This is a genomic window from Streptomyces sp. NPDC020965 (genome assembly GCF_044333555.1).
Lineage (GTDB): Bacteria > Actinomycetota > Actinomycetes > Streptomycetales > Streptomycetaceae > Streptomyces.
Genome location: NZ_JBIRRE010000003.1, coordinates 554774 through 569539, shown reverse-complemented (window position 1 = coordinate 569539; position 14766 = coordinate 554774). Strand labels below are relative to the sequence as shown.

General features: G+C 69.4%; 15 protein-coding genes. 4 read left to right on the top strand and 11 right to left on the bottom strand.

From position 1 onward, the window contains the following. Positions 1–41: 41 nt before the first annotated feature. On the top strand, positions 42–2039 hold the full coding sequence (gene pknB / locus ACH4S7_RS12965; protein WP_398521177.1) for a Stk1 family PASTA domain-containing Ser/Thr kinase: 1998 nt from the start codon (positions 42–44) through the stop codon (positions 2037–2039). Positions 2040–2242: 203 nt separating this feature from the next. Here the strand turns inward: pknB and ACH4S7_RS12960 are convergent, their stop codons facing one another. The 6 genes from ACH4S7_RS12960 to ACH4S7_RS12935 form a co-directional block, all read right to left on the bottom strand. Beyond that, a complete protein-coding gene (locus tag ACH4S7_RS12960; RefSeq protein WP_398521176.1) occupies positions 2243–2935 on the bottom strand; it encodes a class E sortase in 693 nt (230 codons plus the stop codon). Positions 2936–3041: 106 nt separating this feature from the next. Continuing rightward, positions 3042–4322 carry a class E sortase gene (locus ACH4S7_RS12955; protein WP_398521175.1) on the bottom strand — a complete coding sequence of 427 codons (1281 nt, stop codon included), beginning with the start codon at positions 4320–4322 and terminating at the stop codon, positions 3042–3044. Then, on the bottom strand, positions 4319–4966 hold the full coding sequence (locus ACH4S7_RS12950) for an aminodeoxychorismate/anthranilate synthase component II (RefSeq protein ID WP_398521174.1): 648 nt from the start codon (positions 4964–4966) through the stop codon (positions 4319–4321). The genes ACH4S7_RS12955 and ACH4S7_RS12950 overlap by 4 nt, the downstream gene beginning before the upstream one ends. Next, the gene (locus tag ACH4S7_RS12945; RefSeq protein ID WP_398521173.1) at positions 4963–5154 is read right to left on the bottom strand and encodes a hypothetical protein; all 192 of its coding nucleotides are present in this window, start codon (positions 5152–5154) and stop codon (positions 4963–4965) included. Before ACH4S7_RS12945 ends, ACH4S7_RS12950 begins: the two co-directional genes overlap by 4 nt. A 56-nt stretch (positions 5155–5210) precedes the next feature. Beyond that, positions 5211–6002: a class E sortase gene (locus tag ACH4S7_RS12940; RefSeq protein ID WP_398521374.1), complete on the bottom strand. Its 792-nt coding sequence runs from the start codon at positions 6000–6002 to the stop codon at positions 5211–5213. Positions 6003–6085: 83 nt separating this feature from the next. Then, positions 6086–6853 carry a DUF881 domain-containing protein gene (locus ACH4S7_RS12935; protein WP_398521172.1) on the bottom strand — a complete coding sequence of 256 codons (768 nt, stop codon included), beginning with the start codon at positions 6851–6853 and terminating at the stop codon, positions 6086–6088. A 138-nt stretch (positions 6854–6991) separates the two neighbouring features. On the opposite strand from ACH4S7_RS12935, the gene crgA reads away from it, so the two are divergent. After that, positions 6992–7249, top strand: coding sequence for a cell division protein CrgA (crgA, locus tag ACH4S7_RS12930; protein ID WP_398521171.1), 258 nt, complete (start codon positions 6992–6994; stop codon positions 7247–7249). Positions 7250–7640: 391 nt separating this feature from the next. Here crgA and ACH4S7_RS12925 read toward each other — a convergent pair whose 3' ends face one another. Next, positions 7641–8546: a rhomboid family intramembrane serine protease gene (locus tag ACH4S7_RS12925; protein WP_398521170.1), complete on the bottom strand. Its 906-nt coding sequence runs from the start codon at positions 8544–8546 to the stop codon at positions 7641–7643. Positions 8547–8646: 100 nt separating this feature from the next. Next, complete coding sequence (locus ACH4S7_RS12920; RefSeq protein ID WP_398521169.1) at positions 8647–9180, bottom strand: peptidylprolyl isomerase; 534 nt, start codon at positions 9178–9180, stop codon at positions 8647–8649. A 356-nt stretch (positions 9181–9536) separates the two neighbouring features. On the opposite strand from ACH4S7_RS12920, the gene ACH4S7_RS12915 reads away from it, so the two are divergent. Continuing rightward, positions 9537–10226, top strand: a complete 690-nt coding sequence (locus tag ACH4S7_RS12915; protein ID WP_398521168.1) for a DUF5324 family protein — start codon at positions 9537–9539, stop codon at positions 10224–10226. A 57-nt stretch (positions 10227–10283) separates the two neighbouring features. Here ACH4S7_RS12915 and ACH4S7_RS12910 read toward each other — a convergent pair whose 3' ends face one another. The 3 genes from ACH4S7_RS12910 to ACH4S7_RS12900 all read right to left on the bottom strand — a co-directional run bounded on the left by ACH4S7_RS12910 (position 10284) and on the right by ACH4S7_RS12900 (position 13269). Further along, positions 10284–11153: a DUF6344 domain-containing protein gene (locus ACH4S7_RS12910; RefSeq protein WP_398521167.1), complete on the bottom strand. Its 870-nt coding sequence runs from the start codon at positions 11151–11153 to the stop codon at positions 10284–10286. Positions 11154–11412: 259 nt separating this feature from the next. Further along, positions 11413–12363, bottom strand: a complete 951-nt coding sequence (locus ACH4S7_RS12905; protein WP_398521166.1) for a GlxA family transcriptional regulator — start codon at positions 12361–12363, stop codon at positions 11413–11415. Positions 12364–12444: 81 nt separating this feature from the next. Further along, complete coding sequence (locus tag ACH4S7_RS12900) at positions 12445–13269, bottom strand: S1 family peptidase (RefSeq protein WP_398521165.1); 825 nt, start codon at positions 13267–13269, stop codon at positions 12445–12447. Positions 13270–13549: 280 nt separating this feature from the next. Between ACH4S7_RS12900 and ACH4S7_RS12895 the strand changes: the two genes are divergently transcribed. Continuing rightward, positions 13550–14761, top strand: coding sequence for a GlxA family transcriptional regulator (locus tag ACH4S7_RS12895; protein WP_398521164.1), 1212 nt, complete (start codon positions 13550–13552; stop codon positions 14759–14761). Positions 14762–14766: the final 5 nt, after the last annotated feature.

Here is a 14766-nt window from a genome sequence, read left to right as displayed (position 1 = left end):
CACAGGTGCGGTGGGGACTGACGGAGAGGGCTGGAACAGTTATGGAAGAGCCGCGTCGCCTCGGCGGGCGGTACGAACTGGGCTCGGTGCTCGGCCGTGGTGGCATGGCGGAGGTCTATCTCGCCCACGACACCCGGCTCGGCCGCACCGTCGCCGTGAAGACACTCCGGGTCGATCTCGCCCGCGATCCGTCCTTCCAGGCCCGGTTCCGCCGTGAGGCCCAGTCGGCCGCCTCGCTCAACCACCCGGCGATCGTCGCCGTCTACGACACCGGCGAGGACTACGTCGACGGGGTCTCCATCCCGTACATCGTGATGGAGTACGTCGACGGCTCCACGCTCAGAGAGCTGCTGCACTCCGGCCGCCGGCTGCTCCCCGAGCGGACGCTGGAGATGACGATCGGCATCCTCCAGGCCCTCGAATACTCCCACCGCAACGGCATCGTCCACCGGGACATCAAGCCGGCCAACGTGATGCTGACGCGCACCGGCCAGGTCAAGGTGATGGACTTCGGCATCGCGCGCGCCATGGGCGACGCTGGGATGACGATGACACAGACCTCAGCCGTCATCGGCACCGCCCAGTACCTCTCCCCGGAGCAGGCCAAGGGCGAGCAGGTCGACGCCCGCTCCGACCTCTACTCCACCGGCTGCCTCCTCTACGAGCTGCTCACCGTCCGGCCGCCCTTCGTGGGCGACTCACCGGTCGCGGTGGCGTATCAGCACGTACGGGAAGAACCGCAGCCGCCCTCCAACTTCGACCCCGAGATCACGCCCGAGATGGACGCGATCGTCCTGAAGGCCCTGGTCAAGGAGCCCGACTACCGCTACCAGTCGGCCGACGAGATGCGCGCGGACATCGAGGCATGCCTCGACGGCCAGCCGGTCGCGGCGACGGCGGCGATGGGCGCGGTCGGCTACGGCGGTTACGGGGGCCCGGACGACCAGGCCACCACGGCGCTGCGGCAGACCGACCAGTCCGCCCAGACCTCGATGCTCCCGCCGATGAACCCGGACGACGGGGGCTTCGCCGGTTATGACGACGGTCGGGGGCGCCGGCGCCAGAAGAAGTCCAACACCTCGACGATCCTCCTGGTCGTCGCGGGTGTCCTGGTGCTGATCGGCGCGGTACTGATCGCCAGGTCCCTCTTCGACAACACGAACAACAGCGGGGCCGACCAGGTGACCGTCCCGGTCCTCGTCGGCAAGACGGTGGCCGAGGCGGAGGGCGCCGCGGAGAGTCTCGGCGTCAAGGTCGTCCAATCCGGCGCGGAACGCTGCGATCAGCCCAAGGGCTCCATCTGTAGCCAGACCCCGCCCAGCGGCACGATGGAGAAGGGGGACACCGTCCAGTACGTCCTCTCCGAGGGCGCACCCCAGGTCGAGGTCCCCGATGTCACCGAGAAGATGCGGCAGAGCGCCGAGGAACTGCTGAAGCGCAAGGGCTTCAAGGTCGACGTCAAGGAGTCCGAGACCTCCGACCAGGACCCCGGCACGGTCATCGACCAGAACCCGGTCGGCGCCAGCATGGCGGAGAAGAACACCACGGTCACGATCACCGTCGCGAAGCAGGCGCTGGCGACCGTGCCGCGCGTGCTGGAGAACCAGCTCGCGGACGTGGAGCAGCAGCTCAAGACGCTGGGCTTCGTGGTACGGACGGAGTACGTCGACTCCGAGAAGCCCAAGGACCAGGTGCTGGAGCAGGACCCGGCGCCGGACGCGAAGGTCGCGCAGGGGAGCACGGTGACCCTCAAGGTCTCCAAGGGCCCGGCGCAGACGGCCCAGGTCCCGGGGCTGGTCGGGCGCACGGTCGGGGAGGCCAAGCAGTTGCTCCAGCAGGCCGGTCTCCAGCTCGGCGACATCGACGGCCCGAACGACGACAACGCCCGGATCATCGGCCAGGACCCGCAGCCCAACACAGCGGCGACGCCCAACCAGCGGATCAATGTGAAGACCATGGATCTCGGCGGGGGCGACGGGGACAACGGCGGGAACGACGGCGGGGACAACGGCGGATTCTTCGGCGGCGCCTTCGGCTGAGCGTCCGGCGGTATACCGCCCGGCTGAACGGCCCCACGGCCCCGGACCCTCACGGTCCGGGGCCGGTGCCGTTCAGCCGCGTCAAACCGTCATCGGGGGGGGGCGCCGGAGGGCCGTCGGGAAGGTCGTCGGGGGTGTGGTCGGGGGGCGGCCGTCGGGAGCGTGGTCGAGGGACGGGCCATCGGGGAGCCGTCACCGTACGGTCAGCGCAGTTCCTCGGGCCGGGTGCGCCGGTCGTCGACCTTCACCTCACGCACCAGCTCGCCCCAGACGATGTAGCGGTAGTCCGAGGTGAGGACCGGCGTGCAGGTCGTCAGCGTGATGTACCGGCCCGCCTTCTTCTTCCCCGACTCCTCGGGGACCGGCTGCAACACGTTCACGTTGTACTTCGACGTCTCCGGCAGCTTCTTGTAGACCTTGTAGACGTACCAGGTGTCCCGCGTCTCGAAGACGATCGGATCGCCTTCCTTCACCCGGTGGATGTTGTGGAATTTCGCGCCGTGGCCGTCGCGGTGCGCGGCCAGGGTGAAATTGCCCTTCGCGTCCCAGGGGAGCGCCGACGCGATCGGCTTGGTGTAGTACCCGGCGATACCGTCGTTGAGCTTCTTGGGGTCGGTGCCCTTCTTCACCAGCACCTCGCCGTTGTTCATGGCGGGCACATGGAGGAAGCCGATGCCGTCCTTGGTGTCGAGCGCGCCGGGGCCCCCGGGCCCGCGGCCCTCGGCCCAGTCGTCGCGCACCTGGTCGCTCTGGCGGGAGGACTCGCGATCCGCCAGGACGTTCGTCCACCAGAGCGAGTAGACGACGAAGAGGCCGAGCACCACGCCCGCGGTGATCAGCAGCTCGCCGAAGACACTGATGACGCCGGTGATCCGGCGGCGACGCGTGCTTGTCACTGCATCTCTTCCTGTCCGGGCCTCGATCGACTCCTGCCGGCCGACTCCCCGCCAGCCACTCCTGCTGACCCGCTCCTGCCGGCCCGCTTCTGCCCGCCGACTCCTGTCAGCCGACGAGCGCGTCCGGTTTGCCCCTGTCACGCGGCCGTTCCTCAACCATTTTGCCCCATACGATCATTCGGTATGTACTCGTGAATTCGGGCGTACAGGTGGTCAGGGTGAGATAGCGACCCGGCTCCCGGAACCCCGACCCCGGGGGTATCGGCCCGATCACCGCGATGTTCGACGGCGCGGTCTGGGGCAGGATGCTCGCCATTTCGTACGTGTAGTAGGCGTCCTGCGTCTCCACCACGATCGGGTCGCCCGGCTTGAGGCGGTTGATGTAGCGGAACGGCTCGCCATGGGTGTTGCGGTGGCCGGCCACCGCGAAATTCCCGGTCCGGTCCGATGGCATCGCGGTCTTGAGCCTGCCCTCGGCGTAGTGCCCCACCATGCCCCGGTCGAGGACCTTGTCCTTGTCGATCCCCGCGGCGACCGGAACGACCACGTCCAGCTTCGGAATGTGCATGATGGCGAAGCCCTGGCCCGGCTCGAAGGCGTCCGGTCTGCGCCCGTCCGCCCAGGCGTCCTCGATCTTGCTCCGCTCCTTGTCCACCTCCATGCCGGCCCGGATGTTGGTCCACCAGAGCTGGTAGGTGACGAAGAGCAGCATCAGGACGCCGAAGGTGATGAACAGTTCGCCCAGGGCGCGGCTGGCGATGACGGCGGGGCTGTCCTTGGCGGCCTTGGCCGCGCGGCGGGCCTCCACCCGGGTGAGAGGTCTACCGGTGGGCCCGGACGGCTGGGCTGGCACGCTCGCGGGGGCGGGGGTCCGGGGGGACCGTCTCTTCCGGCCGCGGCCCTTGGCGGCCCTGCGGCGCTCGGCACGGCCGGGGCCTACGGGACCGTCCAGGCCGGAGTGGGCCGTGAGGCCGGTGGGACTTGGGCGTCCGGCGTGCTCCGGGTGGCCCGTGTGACCGGGTTGGTGCTGCGGGTGGCCCGTGTGACCGGGTTGATGGTCCGGGACGCCCGGGTGACCGGGTTGGTACTCCACGGGGCCCAGGGCCGCCGTCTGAGGACCCGGCAGCGATGGGACGACCGGCAGCACCCGGGTCACCGGCTCCGGCTCGGATCCCGGCGCCGGAGCTGTTTCCCACTCGGGTGGTACGGGCCACTCCCGCTGATTGCCCTCCGCAGCGCCCCTGTGGCCCCGTACAGCGCCCGTGGGACGCTCCTCGGGCGCCCAGTCGTCCCGCGCCGGGTAATCGCCCCACGGCGCCGCTGAGGGATTCGGGTCCGACGGGTCCGACGGGGGGTGGTGACCCTCCCCACGGCGCCCGTCGGTCACGCCACGGCCTTGCCCACCACCGGCGCGAGGCCCACCGACCGCTCGACGGCCCCGACGTCACCACACTGTTCCAGCCAGTTGGCCAGCATGAGGTGTCCATGCTCAGTGAGGACCGACTCGGGGTGGAACTGGACCCCTTCGACGGGGAGTTCCCGGTGGCGCAGCCCCATGATGATGCCGTCCGCCGTCCGTGCCGTGACCTCCAGCACGTCGGGCAGCTCGGACGGTTCCGCGGCCAGCGAGTGGTAGCGGGTGGCGACGAACGGCGAGGGCAGTCCGGCGAAGACGCCCTTGCCCTCGTGGGTGACCGGCGAGGTCTTGCCGTGCAGCAGCTCGGGGGCCCGGTTCACCACACCCCCGTACGCCACCGCCATCGACTGCATGCCGAGACAGACTCCGAAGACCGGAATGCCGGCGTCGGCGCAGTGGCCCACCATCTCGACGCAGACACCGGCCTGTTCGGGGGCGCCGGGGCCGGGGGAGAGCAGGACGCCGTCGAAGCCGTCCTGCGCGTGGGCGAGGGAGACCTCGTCATTCCGTACGACCTCGCACTCCGCGCCCAGTTGGTACAGGTACTGGACGAGGTTGAAGACAAAGCTGTCGTAGTTGTCGACGACCAGGATGCGCGCGCGTGTGTCGCTCATCGGGACGCCCCCTCTCCCGCTCCGGCGTTCGCTCCGTCGACCGTCACGTCATTGAACGGAAGCAGTGGCTCCGCCCATGGGAAGACGTACTGGAACAGCACATAGACAACCGCGAGGACCAGCACGAGCGAGGCGGCCGCCCGCGCCCACGCATTGCCCGGCAGATGGCGCCAGATCCAGCCGTACATGCCGTCCCTCTCCGTTCGGTATCGCTCCAGACTAAGGGGCGGCGGGGGCCCATGGGTCAGCCGCGCAAAGCTTCCGGTTTGCCGTCCGTCACAGGCTGCGTGGCCACCAGACGGGCCCAGACGATCAGCCGGTGGCTGCTGCCCCATTCCGGTTCACAGGTGGTCAGGGTCAAATACCGCCCGGGTCGGTCGTAACCCGACTTCTTCGGTACGGAATCGATCACTCCGATATCGGTCGGGACCGTTCGGTAGGGCTTTCTGTCGATGCGGTACGTGAACCAGGCCGATCCGTCCGTCAGGACGACGGCGTCCCCAGGGCGCAGCCGGGGGAAGTCCTTGAACGGATCGCCGTAGGTGCGGCGGTGCCCGGCGACCGCGAAATTCCCGGTGCCGCCGAGGGCGGTGGTGCCGGCGTAGTGCCCGAGCCCCTTCTTGAGGGTGTTCACCCGGGTGCCTTCGAGGACCGGCCAGTCCCAGCCCCGGCCGAACCGGGGGATGTACATGACGGCGAAGGGCTTGCCGTCGCGGTAGACCGGCCCCGCTCCCGTACCGCCCTGCCCCGCTCCCGTCGCCGCGGCCGGAGCGGGCGGGGTGGCCGCAGCGGTCGGTGTCTCCGGGGCCTCCGGGGTCGAGGGGAGGGTCGATGCGGGCGGGACGGATGGCGCGGGCGCCGGTGGCTGGATTCCGCCCTGTGACCACTGGTCCTGAAGCCGGTCGATCTGCCCGTCGCTGGCGTCAGCCGCCTTGACCCCGGTCCAGAACACCACGTACACGACAAAGAGCACAATCAGGGTGCCGACCGTGACACACAACTCACTGAAGGTCCGGACGACCACACGCACCGACAGTCCCGTCGCGGGGCGCGCCGACGAGCTTCGCGGTGCTCGTGCCAGTCGTTCCGACACCGAACCGACCCCCCAGCCCCAGGCGGCTACTCCACAGGCTTCGCGTACTGGAGATCCACTGTGCCCGAGTAGCCGGGCAGAGTCACCGCCTCGCGCTCGCCGACTTTCCAGCCCAACCCGTACGCCTTCACATAAAGCTGGTAGTTCTGGATCGCCGGGGACCCGGTGAGGGCCTTCTCCAGCCGCTTCTGATCACCCACGGCGGTGATCTTGTACGGGGGCGAGTAGACGCGTCCCTGGAGGATCAAGGTGTTGCCCACGCACCGCACGGCGCTGGTGGAGATCAGTCGCTGGTCCATGACCTGGATCCCCTTGGCGCCGCCCTTCCACAGGGCGTTGACGACGGCCTGGAGGTCCTGCTGGTGAATGACCAGGTCATTGGCTTGCGGCTCGGGGTAGCCGGGGGCGGCCTGGGCGTTCGGCGGGGCGTCGTCGAGGGTGACGGTCAACGCCCGGCCGCTGACCTTGCTGGTCCCCGCGGACTTCTCCAGCGCGCCGAGCCGCTCGTCCTCCGCCTTGGTGGATCCGTCGTCGCGGTCGGCGAGCGTGTCGACCTCGCCGCGGAGGGCCGCCGTGGACTCGTGCAGATCGCCGTTCTTGACGTTGCGCTGCTGAATCAGGTCGGAGAGCTTCAGCAGGGAGTCGTCCGTCCGCAGATTGGTGCCCCTGGCGGTGTTGAAGCTGGTGACGAAAATCAGCCCGGCGAGGGCGAAGACGCCCGCCGTCAGCAGCCGACCCGTCCTCTTTATGAGGTTACGAACCGGCCCTGGCCTGGAGTCGACGGAATTACTCAACGTACCCTTATCTCCTCAGGCGCCGCGGAAGCACTACGCTAACGGACGCTCGGGGGAGGCAGTGGTCCCCGCTCCAGACCCCGGCGCCAGCCACAGTTCCCTGCGCGGTCACGCAGCGCATCGACAGGAGAGTCCCTCGTGCCGAAGTCACGTATCCGCAAGAAGGCCGATTTCACGGCGCCCGCGACAACGAAGCAGGCGACCAGCATCAAGCTGACGAGTCGTAGCTGGGTCGCACCGGTGATGCTCGGGCTCTTCCTCATCGGGCTCGCCTGGATCGTCCTCTTCTATGTGACCGAGGGCGAGCTGCCGATCGAGGCCATCAGCAACTGGAACATCGTCGCGGGCTTCGGCTTCATCGCCGCCGGCTTCGGTGTCTCCACCCAGTGGAAATAGCCTTGGCCTGAGGTTATCCACAGCGTTGTCCACAGTGGGGAAAAGGTCAGACGATCTGTGGATAACCTTCAAGAAGTTGACGCCGGTGTGACTGCCTCGGCCATCTCGGTGATGTGATACGCCCCTTGTCCCTGCTGGAGAAACCCAGCTCAGCGACAAGGGGCACACATGTCCCCCACACCGTGCACAAGATCCGCCACACACTGTGGACAACTGTCCGGTCCCCCGCCGATCGGGGCCGCGCCCCTGGCCAGAGGTACGGCCGGACCGGCCGGGGCGTACGGAGCCGACGCCGGGCGTACGGAGCCGACCGGGCCAACGGACGGCCTGGGTCCGGAACCGCCTGGGTCCGGAACCGCCTGGGTCCGGAACCGCCTGGGTGCGGAGCGGCTCAGGTCAGGGACGCCGTGCGGGCGATCACCGTCACCACGATCACCAGCAGGGCCCCCGCGCAGGCCGTGTACTGGACGAGCGCCCGCCGCTTACGAGGTGCGTACACCAGTCCGAGAGTGACCAGGGCGCCGATCACCAGACCGCCGATATGCCCTTCCCATGAAATGTCGGGCCGGGTGAAGGTGAGCAGCAGACTCACCGCCAGGATCACCGCGACCGGCTTCATATCGAGGTTCATCCGCCGCGCGAGCACCGCGAAGGCCCCCATCAGCCCGAAGATCGCGCCGGAAGCGCCCAGCGAGGGCTGGTTCGGCGCGGCGAGCAGATAGGCCAGGGCGCTGCCGCCGAGCCCGGAGAGCAGATAGACCGCGAGGTAGCGGCTCCGGCCGAGCGCGGGCTCCACCATCCGGCCGAGGAACCAGAGGCCGAGCAGGTTGAAGAGGATGTGCGGCACCTCTTGGTGCAGAAACACCGCGGTGATCAGTCGGTACCACTCGCCGTCCGCGACGCCGACGACTTCGTCGAGTCTCGGGTTGTAGGCGTATCCGATCAGCTCCGTCTCGGAGACGAACCGCTCGCCGAGCACGAGCACCAGGACGAACACCGCGGCATTGATCCCGATGAGGATCTTGGTGACCAGGAACGAATCGGCCGCTATCGTGCCACCGGCCAGGGTCCGTGGCTGGTTGGCGTCCGGGCCGTGGCCGGTGCCGGAGCCCGTACGCACACACTCCGGGCACTGGAAGCCGACCGACGCACTGATCATGCATTCCGGACAGATCGGGCGCTCACACCGCGTACAGCTGATGCCGGTCTCGCGACCGGGGTGCCGGTAGCAGCTCGGCGGGCCGTGCGCGCCCTGCGGCCCGACCGGTTCCTGTGGACTGTCTGGTGCCTGGCCCATGAGATCCCTCAATCGTCCCGAATCAACACACCGCCCCGTCCATCCAGACGGATGGACGGGGCGTTTTTGTTCCCCTGACGGCCGATGGGCCGGCTCGGGATCAGCCCTGGCGCTTCTCGACGACGACCGTCTCGATGACGACGTCCTTGACCGGGCGGTCGGTGCGCGAGTTGGTCGGCGTGGCGATGATCCCGTCCACGACCTTCTGGCTCGCGGGGTCGGAGACCTCACCGAAGATGGTGTGCTTGCCGGTCAGCCACGTGGTGGGCGAGACCGTGATGAAGAACTGGGAACCGTTGGTTCCCGGGCCCGCGTTGGCCATCGCCAGCAGGTACGGCTTGTTGAACGATAGCTCGGGGTGGAACTCGTCCCCGAAGGTGTAGCCGGGGCCGCCGGTGCCGTTGCCCAGCGGGTCACCGCCCTGGATCATGAAGCCGCTGATGACCCGGTGGAAAACCGTGCCGTCGTACAGCCGGTCCGTGGACGGCTGGCCCGTCTCGGGGTTGGTCCACTGGCGCTCGCCCTGCGCGAGCTCGACAAAGTTCTTGACCGTTTTGGGCGCGTGGTTCGGCAGCAGCCGGATCTCGATATCGCCGTGGTTGGTCTTCAGGGTGGCGTAAAGCTGCTCGGCCACGGTCCTGCCTTCCGTAAGACTTCTCTGAACGTCCCGATCCTCGCACGGAAGGGCCGCCCACGGAGAAATCCCCGGCACTCACCCGGCAGTCACCCGACATTCACCGCCGCGGAATCGCGCGGGAGGGCGACAGCAGGAGGAATCGGGGAGAAGCGGGGTAGGCGTGTCGTGGACAGCGTGCCGTCGTCGTCCGCTCGGCCCGGCGGTGAACCGGTTGATCCGGAGATGACCCGGATGCCCGCACCACATGCCGAGGCAGCGGTCAGCAGGCATGATTTGCCAGCAGACGGAAAGGCGAAATGTACCGAACTGGGTTTACGCCCGGACCGAAAACGCCACCGAGGAGGAGGATCCCCGTGACCCGCATGGACAGCGTGCGCGCCGCGACCGATTCGGCGAAGGAAAGCGTGCTGCACGCCGCGGAAGTGGTGGCGCCTTACGCCGGTACGGCCAAGGGCCAGGCTGCGCACTATGCGCAGGAGGCTCGCGTACGGCTCGTACCAAAAGTCTCCAAGGCCAGTCAGCGGGCCCGCGCCAGGGCCCGTGTTCAGTACGCCGCGTATGTCGCGCCGCATGTGCCGCCGAAGGTGGACGACGCGGCGCACCGGGCAGCCCTACAGGCCCGGAAGACCGCACGTCAGGCGGCGGATTACACCAAGCCGCGCGTCGAACACGCGGTGGCTGCGGCTCAGCCCGTACGGGAGGAGGCCACGGCCCGCTCGGTCGCTGCGCTGGCCGCGTTGCGCGGTCAGGTGACGCCGAACGACATTCGGAAGTTGGTGAGGAAGCACGAGCGGCGTTCGAAGGCCGCACGGCTCGCCAAGGGTCTCGCGATCATCGGCGTGGTGGCCGGTGGGGCCGTCGCCGTATGGAAGTGGTGGGACAAGCAGGCCAATCCCGACTGGCTGGTGGAACCGCCCGCGGCCACCGAGGTCTCGGAGCCCGATCCGCTGTCGTCGGTCGACGGCAGCCCGGAGGCACTGGACCCGGAAGTGCAGGCGAAGCAGGACGAGGCCGAGGCCAAGGACCGCGACGACCGCCGCTGATCGAAGAAGGCCGGGACGCCGGGGGAGCTGAGGTTCTTCCGGCGTCTCATACGGATCTCATACGGAGGCGAGCACACGGTCCCGGGCACCGGCACCACCGTCGGAGCCGGTGCCGTCTTCCGTGGCGGTGCCGTCCCTCGTGACGGACTCGGTCACGCCCGTACGACTTTCGGCAGAGCCGGTGCCGACCGCACTGGTGCGGGCGTCGGGGCTGGTACGAGCCGCGCCGATATGGCCGACGGAGGAGCCGCCACCACCGGTACGAGCGGTGCCGGTCCTGCCGTCATGGCTGGTGCGGGCGCTGCCGATCCGGGCCGTGCTGGTGCCAGTGCCGGTGTTTTGGCCGCCGTCGGTCATGCCCGTACGGGTGGGAGCGGTCGGGGCCCCACGGAACTCGGCCGTGTACGCCGCGTCCGCCGCGTCCGCGTCCGCAGTGGTCTCGGCGGCGGTCTCGACGATCTGTGCCCCGGCCGAGGTGGGCGAGGCCGGCGACTTCTCGGAGCCGGTGGCACCACTGGCGGCGGCCAGTACGGAGTCCAGGTCGAGCGTCGGCAGTTTGCGCACGGCGGGCGATGAACCATGGGCCTCGGCGCCGATCCGCTGCTTGATCGTCGGCGGCAGTGATCTGACGCGCGGTGCGGCCGGGCTCCAGCGCCTGGTCTGCGCGGGCACCGTCGCCCGTGCCGCCTTCGCCCGCTCCTTCCGGGGCGGCGTCGACCGGCCCGTACCGCCCCTCCGATCGTTTCCTTCGGTGATGTCGGTGACGGTGGCGGTGCCGGTTCCGTCCGTTCCGTTCGTACGGTCCGGGGTCGGTGCGCCGGACCGCCGCGCGGCCGAAGCGGCGCCGGTCAGCCCAATGGCGGAGAGCAGTGCGACAAGAGCGGTGATGAACGCGGTCCACAGGTTTCTGACCTTGATGACGGCCATGATCCCTCGCTTTCGGGTTGGTCGATCTACATACCTTTCTCATGATGTGTATGGATCTCGACTTGCGAAGGACCGACGCAGCCGCTACGCAGTTCTTCTGATGAACACCACCCGTACGGCTCATCACAAGATGCGCTTCCACCACTGATCGTGCTCGCAGCGCTTGCCGCTCACCGTGCTTGCCGCTCATCGTGCTTGCCGCTCACCGTGCTTGCAGCGCTTGCAGCTTTCGGCTTCTTTTCGGCGTCCCGCCGCTCTCTCACCCGCGCCGGGCGTCGCGATAGGCCCTCGGGGTCATCCCCGTGAAGCGCTGGAAGTGCCGCCGCAGCCCGGCCGGTGAGCCGAAGCCCGTCCGCTCCGGAATCCGCTCGATCGGAATGTCGCCGTCCGCCAGCAGTTCCCGCACCCGCCCGATGCGGAGCCGCAGCAAATACTGAAGAGGCGTGGCGCCGGTCTGCTCCCGGAACCGCCGATTGAGACTGCGTTCGCTGATCGCCGCGTGGGCGGCGATATCGGCGAGGGTCAGCGGGCGGTGGAGATTGGCCGCCAGCCACCGCAGGGTCGGTTCGAGGCCGGCGTTCCCGGCGATGGCGAGACCGATCTCCTCCTGGACGGCGGCGGGCCACTCCTCCACCGGCTGGATGATCCGCCGCACGGTGGCCGCGGCGACCTCCGCCCCGTGATCCTGGGCGATGAGCCCAAGAACGAGGTCCATCCCCCCGAACGCGCCGGCCGAGGTGTGGAAGGCACCGTCCGTCACCACGGTGCCGCCAGAGTCGATATCGATACGGGGATGACGCGCGGCCAACTCCTCGGTGTGGTGCCAGCCGGTGGTGGCGCGGCGGCCGTCGAGGAGGCCGGTGGCCGCCAGAGTGAACGTCCCGGTCCCCACCGCACCGATCCGACACCCCCGCGCGGCGGCGTCCCTGACCGCCTCGACCACCTCGGCCGAGGGCTCGTCACGGAACCCGTCGTGCCCGGTCAACAGCACGATGTCGGCATCCGCCAGCCCCTCCGTACCCCAGGGCAGGATCAGATTCAGCCGAGCGGGGGCTCCGGTGCGAATCGGGCCGGGACCCGCCCCGGCGCAGAGCCGCAGCTCATAACCGGCCGCGCGGTGGGCGCGGGCGGCGGCCCCGAATGTCAGCCCGGGGGTGGTGAGCTGGTGGCCGGGGACTCCGTCGAACGCAAGCACAGCGATCACTGACATGACCCGAACCTAACCGGGGGTAACGGCGTACCGGGCCCCGGAACGCGGTGGGCGCAGCCCGGGCCCCCGTACCCGACCGGCTCAGCGGTGCTTGGCGATCGTCTTGGCGATCCAGTCCTTGTAGACGAGCACATTCGTGTAGATCCCCGGGCCGGTGCTGCAACGCGGATCGTTGTCACCGTCGCCCGAGGTCGCCCCGATGAGTTCCCAGCGACCGCCGACCCGCTTGATCTGCGGACCACCGGAGTCACCCTTGCAGGCCATGGCGTTCGGCACCCGGCTGACCGTGCAGAGTTCGGTCTTGGCGTTGATCCGACTGGTGCAGTCGCTGGCGGCGGCCCTACGCGTGTCGAGCTGCTGGAGCCGCTCCGGGAACACCCACTGGTCCGAGTCGTCCGACTTGCCCCAGCCGAGAATCCGGGTGGGGGTGCCGACGGGACCGGTCTTCTGCGCGATCCGGATCGGCTTCTGGGCGACCGGGCGGTCCAGCTTGACCAGCGCGAGGTCGTCGGAGCTGCGGGCCGCTTCGCCGACGATCCCGTAGCCGGGATGCGTCACGACCTTGGCGATGGAGCGCACGGTGCCGCCCGACTTCCGCTTCTCGCTGCCGATCCGCACCTCGCCGGTGGGAATCGAGCCGACGGACTCGTCCACGCAGTGCCCGGCGGTGATCACCCACTGGGGGTGGATCAGCGAAGCGCCGCACTGCGCGTCGAAGACCGTCATGGGGATCGACGCCATGAACGGGTAGCGCTCGGTGGAGTCCTTGCCGTTGACGATGGCTCCCGCACTGCCGGTCATGGCCGTGGCACACAGGACCGCCGCCGCGCCGACCGCCGCCGTTTTCGCCAGCAGGTGCCGCGCGGGGCGGGCGGCGGAGGTCGGCCGAGAGGTCGATGAGGGCATGATGGTGTCCCTTTCACGGGTTGCTGCTTGATGAACGGCCGTTCCGGCCGGCTGCGGAAGGCGTCTTCCGGAGCCCTGCGTACGGCTCTTGCTGACTGAACCGGTCCGACGCGGCCTCCGCCGCCCCGATGGGTGGCGAACGGCCGGTTTCCCGGTGTCGGACCCGTCCTGTGGTGTGCGACCGGGCGTCCCTTCGCTTCCGTCGCTCTGCCCTCATCCTGACCTTCGGACACCAGGCAGAAGAAGCGGCCGCCCTGCCACCCTCGGCTAAATTCTGGTCATGTCAGTGATCGCTGTGCTCGCGCTCCACGGGGTTCCCGGATATCAGCTCACCAACCCCGGAATGGTGTTCGGAACGGCCGGCCACCACTACGCGCCCGCTACGTACGAGGTACGGATCTGTACCGGACCGGGGCGCGGAACCGACCCCGGCCCGGGACCCGAGCGCGGAGCTGGGCCCGGCCCGGGACCCGGGCGCGGAGCTGGGCCCGGGGTCGGCGGAACGGCTGGGCCCGGCCCGTTCCGGATCGACACGCCCTGGGGTACGGAGGGGCTGGCGGATGCCGACATCGTGCTGTTGACCGGGCACGACGGGTTCCGTGACGAGCCCTCGGCCGAGGTGGTCGAGGCGGTCAGGGACGCCGCCGCGCGGGGGTGTCGGATCGGTGCGGTGGGGACCGGGACGTTCACTCTGGCGGCCACCGGCCTCCTCGACGGCCGCCGCGCCACCACCTGTGGGGAACACCTCGGCGAACTCGCCGTACGCCATCCCCGTATCGACATCGACCCCGTCGGTGCGGTGGTGCGGGACGGCTCCCTCCTCACCACGGCGGGGGTCTTCGGAGGGGTGGATCTCTGTCTGGAGATCATCACCCAGGATCACGGCAACCCGGTCGCGGTGGAGACGGAGCGTCAGTTGTTCCTGCTGCTCCACGCCCAGTCGGACACCCTCCGGTCCGACGCCCTCCGGAACGATCCGCTCCGCGCCGCACCGCTCCGGACCGGAGGTACGGAGGGGAGCATCACCCGGGACGGTCTGGAACCGACCCTGCGGTGGCTGGCGGGCAATCTCCACCGCCCGCTGACCCTCGCCGATATCGCCGCCCACGCGGGCATCAGCGTCAGCAGCCTCAACCGGAGGTTCCGGGCGCGGACCGGGCTGCCGCCGCTCCAGTTCGTCCTGCGCGCCCGGGTGCAGGAGGCGCAGCGGCTGCTGGAGCGGGGGGACGATTCGGTGGAGCGCGTCGCGGCGCGAACGGGGTTCGGTACGCCCACCAATCTGCGCCATCAGTTCCAGCGGTCCACCGGCACCACCCCGACGGCCTATCGCACGGCGTTCCGCGCCCTGGTCGACAGGCTGACCCTGGCCCCGGACGACCGCCGCGACACCCCCGACCCGGCCCTTGACCCCACTACCGACGCCGCCACCACCGCCCGGTCCCGGCCAACGGATGAGGTGGGTCGACCAACGAGCCCCCGGGCACGGGCCTGAGGCAC

Excerpts from the sequence above, each read along its gene's own strand:
- pknB (WP_398521177.1), top strand. The coding sequence starts at position 42 with ATGGAAGAGCCGCGTCGCCTCGGCGGGCGGTACGAACTGGGCTCGGTG.
- ACH4S7_RS12950 (WP_398521174.1), bottom strand. The coding sequence starts at position 4,966 with ATGAGCGACACACGCGCGCGCATCCTGGTCGTCGACAACTACGACAGC.
- ACH4S7_RS12945 (WP_398521173.1), bottom strand. The coding sequence starts at position 5,154 with ATGTACGGCTGGATCTGGCGCCATCTGCCGGGCAATGCGTGGGCGCGG.
- ACH4S7_RS12925 (WP_398521170.1), bottom strand. The coding sequence starts at position 8,546 with ATGGGCCAGGCACCAGACAGTCCACAGGAACCGGTCGGGCCGCAGGGC.
- ACH4S7_RS12910 (WP_398521167.1), bottom strand. The coding sequence starts at position 11,153 with ATGGCCGTCATCAAGGTCAGAAACCTGTGGACCGCGTTCATCACCGCT.
- ACH4S7_RS12905 (WP_398521166.1), bottom strand. The coding sequence starts at position 12,363 with ATGTCAGTGATCGCTGTGCTTGCGTTCGACGGAGTCCCCGGCCACCAG.
- ACH4S7_RS12900 (WP_398521165.1), bottom strand. The coding sequence starts at position 13,269 with ATGCCCTCATCGACCTCTCGGCCGACCTCCGCCGCCCGCCCCGCGCGG.
- ACH4S7_RS12895 (WP_398521164.1), top strand. The coding sequence starts at position 13,550 with ATGTCAGTGATCGCTGTGCTCGCGCTCCACGGGGTTCCCGGATATCAG.